The organism is Streptomyces sp. ME19-01-6 (assembly GCF_033793745.1).
Classification (GTDB): domain Bacteria; phylum Actinomycetota; class Actinomycetes; order Streptomycetales; family Streptomycetaceae; genus Streptomyces.
Map to the genome: position 1 here is coordinate 43244 of NZ_JARAXF010000001.1, position 10692 is coordinate 53935.

Here is a 10692-nt window from a genome sequence, read left to right on the forward strand (position 1 = left end):
GCATGGCCCGCCATATCTACCCCTGCCCCCTGCGCTGGTCCGACATGGACGCGTTCGGCCACGTCAACAACGTGGTCTACCTCCGCTATCTGGAGGAGGCGCGCGTCGATTTCATCTGGCGGCTGGCGCCGGGGGACGGCAGCGGTGCCTTCACCGGCGGCGTGGTCGTGGCCCGGCACGAGATCAGTTACCTCAAGCCGCTCTTCCACCGGCACGCGCCGGTGACCATCGAGCTGTGGGTGAAGGACATCGGCGCCGCGTTCATCACGCTCGGGTACGAGGTCAAGGACGAGGACACCGTGTACGCGCGGGCCTCCACCATGATCGTCCCCTATGACCTGGAGCGCGGCCGTCCGCGCCGCCTCACCTCCGAGGAGGAGGGCTTCCTGGCGAAATACCAGGAAGACGCCGCAGACCACGCTGTTGGGTCCGCCAAGGCCACCGGGTCCGCCGGGCGGGACGAGCAGCCCGAGGGGGCCGTAATCGTATGACGGTGCTGGGGGAGGAGCTGCGCTTCGCCGACCCCGGGGAGGCGGCGGACCTCGCCGCCTTCCTGGCCCGGCTGATCCACTACGACCGCGCCGCGGCGGTGCGGCTGCAGGCGGGCGGCGGAGTGCTCGCCGTCTTCGGCCGCCCGCCCTCCTTCGAGGTGCTCGCCATCCGTACGGCGCGGCTCGCGGCCGACACCGTGCTGGACACGACGGTCTCGGCCGGGCAGTTCGCGGACGCGCTGGACACGGGGGCGCGGCGAATGGCGGGCGGCGCCGGTGCGGCGCCCGACGGCCTGGACGTGGCCGTGCCCGAGGCGGTCACCGGCCCGCCGTGGGCCGGGCTGCTGCCGCCGCGCGGCGGCTGGCGCCAGGTGCCCGGTCTGCCGGGCGCGGCCGAGGTGCGCGGGGCGGTCGCCTCGGCCGTCGCCGAGTTCCGCGCCCGGGACGCGGCGCTGCCCGAGGAGCGGCGCACCCGCGCCGAGCGGGACCGCATCGGCCGCGAGATCTGGTCCCGGACGCTCGGCGAGACCGGCCTTCCGCTGCGCGCCGTGCACGCCGCGCAGTCGCTGGGCTTCCTGCGCCCGGGCCGGGCCCCGGCGCCGGTCGCCGCGGCCGTGGCGACCGGCCCGTCGGGCGGTGGCACAACGGCGCTCGCCCCCGAGCCCGAGCAGCTCGCGCTGCTCGCCGCGGGCGGCTGGCTGCGGCTGCGCACGCCGTACGGCTCGATAGCGGTGCGCAAAACGGGGCTGCCGGGGCTCTCGGGCCTGTCGGTGACCCCCGCCTGAACCTCTGAGCCGCCTGACCGGACGGCGGCAGCCCGCGGGGTCAGCCCACGGGTCAGCCCGCGGGTCAGCCTGCGGTGTTGACCATGGAGGCGGCCGCGTAGGTGAGGTAGTCCCACAGCTGCCGCTCGAGCTCGGGCGCCAGCTCCAGCTCGTCCACGGCGTCGCGCATATGACGCAGCCAGGCGTCGTGGGCCGCGCGGTTCACGGTGAAGGGCGCGTGGCGCATGCGTAGCCTCGGGTGGCCGCGGTTGTCGCTGTAGGTGCGCGGGCCGCCCCAGTACTGCATGAGGAAGAGCCTCAGCCGCTCCTCGGCCGGGCCCAGATCCTCCTCGGGGTACATGGGCCGCAGCAGCGGGTCCTCCGCCACGCCCTGGTAGAAGCGGTGCACCAGGCGCCGGAAGGCCTCCTCGCCGCCGACCTGTTCGTAGAACGTCTGCTCCTGAAGCGTGCCGCGCGGAATCTCTGTCACCCCTCCATGCTCTCAGACTGTGTTTCACGGCGGTTCGCTCCTGGCGGAGTACTTGGGATGTAGGTCGCGACCGGAGCGCGGGCGCAGGACAGTGGAGTCATGGGCAGCACGCGCACAGGCAGGCGTGGCGCGGGCGGCACGGACCGGAAGTCCGATCCGTACGCCGTGACGGCCGCGACGCTGCGGGCCGCCCTGGTCCGGGAGATCGCCGCGGGCGGCGGGCTGGCCGACCCCGCGTGGCGAGAGGCCTTCGAGGAGGTGCCGCGCCATGTGTTCGTCCCCCGTTACTACGAGGCCGGCGGGCCGAGCCCGCCCGGCGGGACGGTGATCTACGAGCGGCTGGGGCGGTACGACCCCGACGCCGCGCGCCGGGCGCGCTGGCTGGCCGGGGTGTACTCCGACGCGCCCCTGGCGACGCGGGTGCGCGACGGCGAGCCCGTCTCCTCCAGCAGCCAGCCGTCGCTGATGGCGCGGATGCTGGAGGCCCTGGAGGTGCGGGACGGGGACAGCGTGCTGGAGATCGGCACGGGCACCGGCTACAACGCGGCGCTGCTCGCGCACCGGCTCGGCGACGACCGGGTCACGACCGTCGACATCGACCCGGACATCACCGACACCGCCCGCGACCACCTGGCCGCGGCCGGATACCGGCCGACGGTCGTCACCGGGGACGGGGCGCTCGGCTGCCCCTCGCGCGCCCCCTTCGAGAGGATCATCGCCACCTGCGCCGTGACCTCCCTGCCGCCCGCCTGGCTGGCCCAGTGCCGGTCCGGCGGACTGATCCTGGCGCCGCTCGCCACGGGGCTGATCGCGCTGCGGGTCGCCGACGCCGAGCACGGCGAGGGGCACTTCCTGACCACCCCCGCGTACTTCGTCCCGCTGCGCGGCAGCGAGCCCCCGCCCCGGGTCGCGACGAAGGGCCTGCCGGCCCGGCCGCTGCTGGAAGACTCCTTCCGCTTCCTGCTGCACGTGGTCACGGCGCGGATGGACCCGCTGGAGGCCCTCGCACTGTGGGAGCACGAGGACCGGCCGGGGCGGGGACGCTACGGCGTGACGGTGCGCGAGGGGCGGCAGTGGGCATGGCTGGACGACCCGGAGGGCGCGTACGCCTGGCCGCTGGGGCCCGCCCACGCCGCCCCCCACGCCGGACAGGGCCCCTGAACAGGCCGCCCCCGGACAGGGCCTTGAAGGGGTCTGTCGAACGACCCGCTGAAGAGGCCTCCGTCAGCTCAGGCCGCCCGTGGCCCGGAGGTTCTGGCCGGTGAGCCAGCGGCCGTCCGGGCCCGCCAGGAACGCCACGACGTCGGCCACGTCGGACGGCTGTCCGAGCCGGCGGAGCGGGGTGAGGCCGACGATCAGGTCCAGCATCTCCCCGGGGTTGGCGTCGTGCAGCATGTCGGTGTCGGTCGCACCCGGGGAGACCGTGTTGACGGTGATGCCGCGCTCTCCCAGCTCCTGTGCGGCCGCCGCGGTGAGCTGCTCCAGCCCGCCCTTGCTGATCATGTACGGGGCGACGCCCGGCACGGGCCGGACGGTGTTGAGAGTGGAGATGTTGATGATGCGCCCGCCGTCGGGCATATGGCGGGCCGCGTGCCGTACGGTCAGGAAGGCGGCCTTCAGATTGACCGTCAGCAGGTGGTCGAAGCGCTCCTCCTCGATCTCGGCGAGAGGGGTCCTCGGGAAGTTCATGGCCGCGTTGTTGACCAGGATCTCCACGCCGCCGGACGGCCCCTGCGACGCGGTCTCCATCAGCTGCTCCGCCGCCCCGGGCTCGGCCAGGTCCAGCCGCACCGCACGGGCGCTGCCGCCCGCCTCCTCGACGGTGCGGACGATCTCCTCGGCGGCCTCGGCGCTGCGCGCGTAGTTGAACACCACCTCGGCGCCGTCGCGGGCCAGCCGCTCCACGATGGCCCGGCCGATGCCCCGCGAGCCCCCGGTGACGACGGCGGTCTTGCCTTTCAGTACGGGCATGACACTCTCCACACATCTCGGTGAGCGGATGTTCCGCCCCGAATCTATGCAGGGTGTGCCTCCGACGGCGGGTGATCGGCCGAAGTCGGCCGGCCGCCCGCCACCGGGCTGTGTCCCGTCCGCCGGGGGAGAGCCGTCCTCGGCCCTATCCCCGGCGCACGGTGATCGTCGTCCAGGCCCCGACGTGGACGCGGTCGCCGTCCTGGAGGGGATGCGGGACGTACGGCTGGATCGGGTCCTCCCCGCCGTTGATCGTGGTGCCGTTCGTCGAGTCCTGGTCGACGACCGCCCAGCCGCCGTCCGGCTGCTGGACAAGGACCGCGTGCTGGTGGGAGACCCCGGGGTCCTCCGGCGGACGCGCCAGGTCGATGTCGGGCGACTCGCCGGTGCTGTGGCGGCGGCGGCCGATGGTGACCTGCGGCCCGGTGAGCGGGAGCTGCTGCTCGGGGGAGTAGGCCGGGAGGTTCAGGCCGGCCGCCTCCGGGCCGCTGCGGTGCATCATCGCCATGAAGTACTCACGGTCGGGGGCGACGACCGCGACCCACCCCGCGGGGGCCGCGGGGCCGGGCGCACCCTGGGGGCCGCCTTGGGGACCGCCCTGGGTGAAGTGGGCGGGCGGCCCTTGGTGCGGTCCGGGCGCCGGGGCGCCCGGGTAGTCGCCGCCTCCGAAGGACGGCCCGGGAGGCCCGGGGGGCCCAGGCGGTCCAGGAGGCATGGGCGCCTGGTGCGGGTGCGGCTGCCCGTACGGCGACGGGGGCGCGGGGGCGTTCGGCGGCGCGGCCGGCCCGGCCGCGCTCGGCGGCTGCAGCGTCCAGTCGTCCTCGCCGAAGGCCGGACCCGGGGGCTGCTGGTGGGGCAAGGGGAAGTCACCCGGACCCCCGTGGGGCCCCTGCGGCGGGAACGACTGCGGCTGCGGGGGGTGCGGCGGCTGGAACCCGCCGGGCCCGGGCGGGGGCGGCGGGGCGTACGAGGTCGGCGACTGGGTCAGGAAGTTGTAGCGGCACTCCTCGCAGAAGGGCGCCTGCGCCTCACGGGGCGTACGGCACTGAGGGCACAGCTCCGCCTGGAAGGTGGGGGCCGGCGGCTGCGGGGCGGGCGCGGGATAGCCGTAGCCTCCGGGCGGGCCCTGGGGCCCCGGGGCGCCTGGCGGCGGCCCGCCGGGGTAGCCGTAGCCCCCTGGGGCGCCGGGACCTCCGGGGCCTCCCGGGCCCTGGCCCGGAGCGCTTCCCGGGAACCCGGGCGGGCCGGGCATCGGCGGAGGCGGCGGAGGCGGGGGGGCAGCGCCCGTGGGCACGGGCGTCCCCGACATCCGGTGGCCACACACCTCGCACCAGTCGTCGGCCGCTGATTGGTGGCCGTTAGGGCAGGTCGGCATGTCGGTGTTCCCCCTCTTGTGCCGTTCTCGGCGCTTACCGCCGTTTTGCGTGCTTGTCGCGTTACTTCTTGTTACTTCTTGACGCGCACTGTCTTGGTGGAGCGCGTTTCGAGAGTCATCTCATCCGCCTCCGCGACCTTCGCTTTCAGTCGCACAGTACCTGTCGCCGCGTCCACGACGTCCACCACCTTCGCAAGCAGTTTCGCCGTGCCCTCGTTCCCCGAGGTGCTCGCCAGCTGGACGGCACGTCCCAGCTTGGCCGTTGCTCCATCCATATCGCCCGCTTTGCGGGCATCCAGCCCTTGTTGGATGACCTGTGCCAGTTCGGTCTGGCCCGTATAGTGCGCGACCTGCGGATTCATCGCGGTGGAGGCGACCATGTCCTCCGTCCACACGGCCCGCACCAGCCCCTGGGTGAGGGTGGCCGGGAGCCCGCCGTCGTGCTGTGGCAGTACGAGAGAGACGCGGGCGGCCAGCATCTCCTGCCCGACCTCGGCCGTGGGCACCCGCACACACAGGTGGTAGTCGCGGGACTCGTCGCCCCAGGAGCCCGTCGGGTAGTCGCCGGCCCGCGCCCCGGCCTCGGCGCGCCGGTCGGTGAGGTCCTCGACCGTGGGCGCCACCTGCTTGACGAACGCCACCTCGGCGCCCAGCGGGGTCCACACCCGTAGGCCGACGTCCGCGACCTCCTTGCCCATCGCGGCATCCATCATGCGGGTGAAGTCCGCGGTTAATGCGGCCAGGTCAGAGGGGTCGGCCACGATATCGGCCGTGCCGAGCAGCGCGGAGGCGATGCCGGTGACCTCCTTGACCTCCCAGTCGGTGCCAACTCCGCGCGCGTCGCAGGTGAAGCGGCCCGCACAGGCCTTCAGCGCGGCCCGCAGCTCCCCCGGCTCCTCGTGCTCGTTGCGGCCGTCGGTGAGCAGGATGCCGTGCCGGATCGGCACATCGGCCGACGCCAGCAGCCGGTCGGCGAGGCGCAGCCAGGTGCCGATCGCCGTGCCGCCGTCGGCGCTCAGCCTGCGCAGCGCGTCCTTGGCCCGGGCCCGGGTGGCCGGGTCGGCGGTCGCCAGCCGGCCCCCGCCCGGGAAGACCTCCTCCACCTTGTGGGTGCCGGCGACCACGGCGAAGGCGACGCCGTCGCGGATGGCGTCGATCGCGGCGGCGGTCGCGTCCCGCGCGTTGCGCATCTTCGCCGGCGGATAGTCCATGGAGCCGGAGCAGTCGACCATGATGACCACGGCCGCGCGCGGGGCCGGGCCGCCCTGGTCCCGCGCGGGACCGCCGCCCTCGTCCAGGGCCGGGGCGGGCGCCGGGATCGCCGGGATGGGCATCCCCCCGGTGGTGCCGCCGCCGGTGGAGGTGACCGTGACGATCGCGTTCACCTCGCGGCCGCCCTCGGGGAGGTACTCGTTCTGGTAGACCTCGACCGAGAACCGGGGCACGGTGGACTTGGCGAAATCGGCCATCAGATTTCCTCCTTGGCTCAGACCGCTCCTTCTTGGCTCAGACCGCTCCTTGGCGCCGACGCTGGGGCTCCTGCCGGAGGATCAGCCGGATCCTGCCCTGCCCGGCTCCGCGGGGAACGGCAGTACGGCCACCGTTACGTTGTCGTGGCCCCCGCCGTCCAAGGCGTGACCGACCAGGACGCGCGCGCTGTGCATCGGCCGGGCGCGGGCGTCTTGCGGCACCGCGCGGGCCATCTCCTGGGCCGACTCCGCGTAGTTCCACAGGCCGTCGGTGCACACCACCACCACACCCGGCCGGTCCGGCTTGTAGGACGCGGTGTGCGGCTCCAGTTCATAGGCGTCCGCGCCGAGCCAGCCGGTGATGGCATGGGCCCGCTCGTCCGCGTACGCCTCCGCCTCGGACATCAGACCGGCCGCCACCATCTGGGCCGCCCAGGAGTCGTCCTCGGTGAGCCGCGCGGGCGGCGCCGAACGGTCGTCGGGCACCCAGTAGGCGCGGCTGTCGCCGATCCAGCCGACGGTCAGGATGCCGGCGGCGACCACCGCGCTGACGATGGTGCAGGCCGGCGCGTTCTGCTGGCGCTGGTGGGGCTCGTCGTGCGGACCGGTCCGGCCGGCCTCCGCCGCCAGGGAGTTCACGGCCTCGGCGGCGGCGACGATCGCCTCGTTCATGGCCTGCTGGGGATGGGCGCCGCGGGGGAGCGAGGCGAGCAGCGACTGGCCGGCGGCGTGGGCGGCGGCCGCGGACGCGTCGTCGGGGCGGGTCGCCGAGGAGACCCCGTCGCAGACGACCGCGAGCACGGCCGGCGAGCCGTCGGGCAGCGCCGCGGCGGACACGGCGAACGCGTCCTCGTTGCGATGGTGGCGCAGACCTCGGTCGCTGGCCGCCGCGACGCCCGCCAACTCGCGCTCCATGTGGTCGCGTTCCCGTGGCTGCGCGTGGCCGCAGGAGTCGCAGTATCCGTCCTGGTCGATGGTGCCCTCCCGGCACGCGGCGCACAGGCGGCGGCCGCCGCCTGCCGGCCGGGGGCCCGCCCCGCCGCCGCTGCTCGCGTCAGTGTCCGTTCCGGTGCCCGGCGTACCCGGTGTGCCGGGTGTGCCGGGTGCGCCGGGGGTTGGTTGCTCTCCGAAAGCCGCCGCGGCCCTGGGGTCGGCCGCCGGTGGGATGGCGTCCGACGCGTCCGGCACGGCCGAGGCGTCCGGCGTGACCGGGACGTCCCAGGCGACCGGGCCGTCCGGAGCGGCCGGTGCCGACATGGCAGCCGGGTGCGCCGGGGCGGGGGCCTGGAGCGGGTAGTCCTCCGGCTCCTGCCAGTCGGCCCGCGCCACTCCGTTCACCGGGGGCGCCGGGCGGTCCGCGGCCACGGCGGCAGCCGGCCCGGCCGACGCCAGGTCGGCCCCGCACACGCCGCAGAAGTTGTCACCCGACTCCAGCGGCTCTTCACAGGTCGGGCAGGTTGCCACTCGGGGCATCTGCGGCATCTGCGACATCGATCACACCCACGTCCTGGGGCGGAAACGGTTGGCCCGCTCCACCAGTTCGATCCTTTCCTCGCCGCGCTGCGCGAGCCTGGCGAGTACCCGGTACGAGCGTTCCAAGCCGAAGCGCAGTCCCCGCTCGTCCAGACTGCTGCTGAGCAGGGACGGCCGGGCGCCGCCCGGAGGCGCGCCACTGCTGCCGGACAGTACCCAATCCAGGGCGCTGCCCAGTACTTCCGTGCGCAGCCGCTCGTACCGCACCGCGTCGAGGCCCAATTGCCCCAGCCACTCGACCTGTTGGGCCGAGGCCGTCAGATCGGGCAGCAGCGGCTCGTGCGCGGCGCGCTGCCGCAGCCGGGCCCGCACCGCCGCGACCCGGGCCGCCGTGTAGTGGATGGACGACTCCGGTACGGACTCCAGGGCGGCCACCGCTCCCGCGCGGTCCCCGGCGTACAGCAGGACCCGGGCGAGTCCGAAGGCGGCGCTCACATGGTTCGGGTCGGTCGTCCACACCAGCCGGTAGTACTCCGCCGCGTTGTCCAACTGGCCGAGCACCTCGGCGCACACACCGAGCGCCAGCTTCGGCGCCGGCTCGCCGGGGAACGCGTCGTAGACGGCGTCGAAGGACAGGGCCGCGGTCTCGTTGTCCCCGGTCGCCAGCGCGTGCAGGCCCCGGTACCAGACGATCCGCCAGTCGTCGGGATAGCCGGCCTCCAGACCGTCCAGCGCGATCCCCGCCTCGCGCGCGTGGCCGAGCTCCAGCTGGGCGCGGATGCGGCGCAGCCGCAGCTCGAGCGAGTCGGCGGGGGCCGCCCGCAGCGCCGCGTGCAGCTCGGCCGGGGCGGAGGCCAGCAGTCCGGCGAGAAACCCGGCGTTGGCGTCGTCCGGGTCCACCAGCGGCACCGGCAGCGCCAGGGCGGTGGCGCGGGCGTCCAGCGGCGCGATCGCGGGCAGCGGCAGGGCCAGCACGCCCTGGGGGCGGTCCGGTGCGGCGGCCGTCCGGCCCCGGCCGGCGCGGGCGCCGAGCACGGACGTGTCCTGTCCCTGCTCGGCGAACAGCTGGGTGTCCACCACCCGCGGCTCGGGCCCGAAACGCGTGGACAGCGCGGGCCGGGGCCGCCCCGTCTGCAGCGCCACGACCTCCCGCAGCACGCCCGTCAGCTGGTCGGCCATCTCCTGTGCGGAGCCGAACCGGCGGTTCGGGTCGGGGTCGGTGGCCCGGACCAGCAGCCGGTAGAACGACTCGTAGCGCTGGAAGACCTCGATGTTCCCCGGGTCGGGCAGGCTGTCCGCGAAGACGTTCGTATAACCCTGGAAATCGAAGGTGAGCACGGCGAGGGTGCGCGCCACCGTGTACAGGTCCGAGGCGACCGTCGGGCCCAGCTCCGAGATCTCGGGGGCCTGGTAGCCCACCGTGCCGTAGATCGGGCTTTCCTCGTCGTCCATCCGCCGGACCGCGCCCATGTCGATGAGCTTGAGCTGGTCCTGCTGCTGGATGGCGTTGTCGACCTTGAAGTCGCAGTAGAGCAGATTGCGGCTGTGCAGATGGCCGAGGGCCTCCAGGGCCTCGATGCCGTACGCGCACGCCTGCTCGACCGGCAGCGGATCGCGCCTGCCGTCCGGCGCGCGGCGGGAGTTGGCGATGTCCTTCAGCGACTTGCCGCCGACGTACTCCATCACGATGTAGCCGTCGAGGCTGCCGGTGCGCTGGTCGAGGTGTTCGACGAAGTTGTAGATGCGGACGATGTTGGAGTGCTCGATCTCGGCGAGGAACCGGCGCTCCGACACGGCGATGGACAGCGCCTCCTCGTCGCCGGTGTCCAGCAGGCCCTTGAGGACCACCCAGCGGTCGGACACCGCGCGGTCGATGGCCAGATAGATCCAGCCGAGACCGCCGTGGGCCAGACACCCCGCCACCTCGTACTGGCCGTGCACGATGTCGCCGGGGCTCAGCTTGGGCACGAAGGAGTACGGATGGCCGCACTTGGTGCAGAAGCCCTCGGTGCGGCCCGGCCGGTCGCCGCGGGCGCGCCCCACCGGCGCTCCGCAGTCGCTCCGGCTGCAGAACCGCTTGCGCTCGGGCACCTCGGGGTTGGCCAGCACCGCCATGCGCGGGTCGGTGCGCGGTACCTCGTCCACGCTGACCAGGCCCGCGCCGAGTCGGCTGCGTCCGGAGCGGGCCGCGGCGGTGGAGCGGGAGCTGCGCACCGACACCGAACGAGAGGAGGACCGCCCCGACCCCAGCGAGCGGGACAGCCGCCCGGACACCGAGCGCCGGGACGAGGCGGACCGGGACGACGGGCGCGAGGAGGATCGGGAGCCGGTGCCCGACGAGCCGCTTCCCCGGTCGCCGCGCCCCACGCCGGTGATGCCGGTGGGCGGCGAGCCGACCATTCCGTCCCGCGAGACGACCGGGGCCATGCCGCAGGTGTCGCAGTACAGCTGGCCGCCGCCCACGTCCTCGTACGCCCCACCGCACCCGCGCCGCTGACACCTGCCCATACCGCTGCTCACCGCGTCTCTCCGTTCGCCCAGCCGCGGCAGCGGCTGCTCGTCACATCAGCGGCTCCGCCGCGGGCACCGTCGCCCGCGCGGCGCAGAGGTGCGGCCATCGCGGTCGTGTGCGGCCCGGCGGTCGCGCGTGCGACGCTCG

Annotated in this window: 9 protein-coding genes; 3 read left to right on the plus strand and 6 right to left on the minus strand. The window is 74.4% G+C overall.

Features of this window, described 5'->3' with window-relative positions; all coding sequences use genetic code 11:
- The first annotated feature begins 2 nt into the window (after positions 1-2).
- Entirely contained in the window at positions 3-491 is a 489-nt protein-coding gene (locus tag PV419_RS00190) for a thioesterase family protein (protein ID WP_319685538.1), read from the plus strand.
- The gene (locus tag PV419_RS00195) at positions 488-1276 is read left to right on the plus strand and encodes a hypothetical protein (RefSeq protein WP_319685539.1); all 789 of its coding nucleotides are present in this window, start codon (positions 488-490) and stop codon (positions 1274-1276) included. Before PV419_RS00190 ends, PV419_RS00195 begins: the two co-directional genes overlap by 4 nt.
- A gap of 64 nt (positions 1277-1340) precedes the next feature.
- On the opposite strand, the gene PV419_RS00200 is transcribed toward PV419_RS00195, so the two are convergent.
- On the minus strand, positions 1341-1745 hold the full coding sequence (locus tag PV419_RS00200) for a globin (protein WP_319685540.1): 405 nt from the start codon (positions 1743-1745) through the stop codon (positions 1341-1343).
- Between the two features lie 99 nt (positions 1746-1844).
- On the opposite strand from PV419_RS00200, the gene PV419_RS00205 reads away from it, so the two are divergent.
- Positions 1845-2906, plus strand: a complete 1062-nt coding sequence (locus PV419_RS00205) for a methyltransferase domain-containing protein (protein WP_319685541.1) — start codon at positions 1845-1847, stop codon at positions 2904-2906.
- Positions 2907-2969: 63 nt separating this feature from the next.
- On the opposite strand, the gene PV419_RS00210 is transcribed toward PV419_RS00205, so the two are convergent.
- From PV419_RS00210 to PV419_RS00230, 5 genes are all read right to left on the minus strand, one after another.
- Positions 2970-3716: an SDR family oxidoreductase gene (locus PV419_RS00210; protein WP_319685542.1), complete on the minus strand. Its 747-nt coding sequence runs from the start codon at positions 3714-3716 to the stop codon at positions 2970-2972.
- 145 nt (positions 3717-3861) lie between these two features.
- The gene (locus PV419_RS00215; RefSeq protein ID WP_319685543.1) at positions 3862-5091 is read right to left on the minus strand and encodes an FHA domain-containing protein; all 1230 of its coding nucleotides are present in this window, start codon (positions 5089-5091) and stop codon (positions 3862-3864) included.
- A gap of 71 nt (positions 5092-5162) precedes the next feature.
- Positions 5163-6560, minus strand: a complete 1398-nt coding sequence (locus PV419_RS00220; protein WP_319685544.1) for a VWA domain-containing protein — start codon at positions 6558-6560, stop codon at positions 5163-5165.
- Positions 6561-6641: 81 nt separating this feature from the next.
- Positions 6642-8033 (minus strand): PP2C family serine/threonine-protein phosphatase, encoded by a 1392-nt coding sequence (locus PV419_RS00225; protein ID WP_415925198.1) that lies wholly within the window; start codon positions 8031-8033, stop codon positions 6642-6644.
- Between the two features lie 21 nt (positions 8034-8054).
- A complete protein-coding gene (locus PV419_RS00230; protein WP_319686178.1) occupies positions 8055-10541 on the minus strand; it encodes a serine/threonine-protein kinase in 2487 nt (828 codons plus the stop codon).
- Positions 10542-10692: the final 151 nt, after the last annotated feature.

Bases quoted from the DNA above. Each gene is read 5' to 3' on its own strand.
- PV419_RS00190 (WP_319685538.1), top strand. From the start codon at position 3: ATGGCCCGCCATATCTACCCCTGCCCCCTGCGCTGGTCCGACATGGAC.
- PV419_RS00195 (WP_319685539.1), top strand. From the start codon at position 488: ATGACGGTGCTGGGGGAGGAGCTGCGCTTCGCCGACCCCGGGGAGGCG.
- PV419_RS00205 (WP_319685541.1), top strand. From the start codon at position 1,845: ATGGGCAGCACGCGCACAGGCAGGCGTGGCGCGGGCGGCACGGACCGG.
- PV419_RS00210 (WP_319685542.1), bottom strand. From the start codon at position 3,716: ATGCCCGTACTGAAAGGCAAGACCGCCGTCGTCACCGGGGGCTCGCGG.
- PV419_RS00215 (WP_319685543.1), bottom strand. From the start codon at position 5,091: ATGCCGACCTGCCCTAACGGCCACCAATCAGCGGCCGACGACTGGTGC.
- PV419_RS00220 (WP_319685544.1), bottom strand. From the start codon at position 6,560: ATGGCCGATTTCGCCAAGTCCACCGTGCCCCGGTTCTCGGTCGAGGTC.
- PV419_RS00225 (WP_415925198.1), bottom strand. From the start codon at position 8,033: ATGCCCCGAGTGGCAACCTGCCCGACCTGTGAAGAGCCGCTGGAGTCG.
- PV419_RS00230 (WP_319686178.1), bottom strand. From the start codon at position 10,541: ATGGGCAGGTGTCAGCGGCGCGGGTGCGGTGGGGCGTACGAGGACGTG.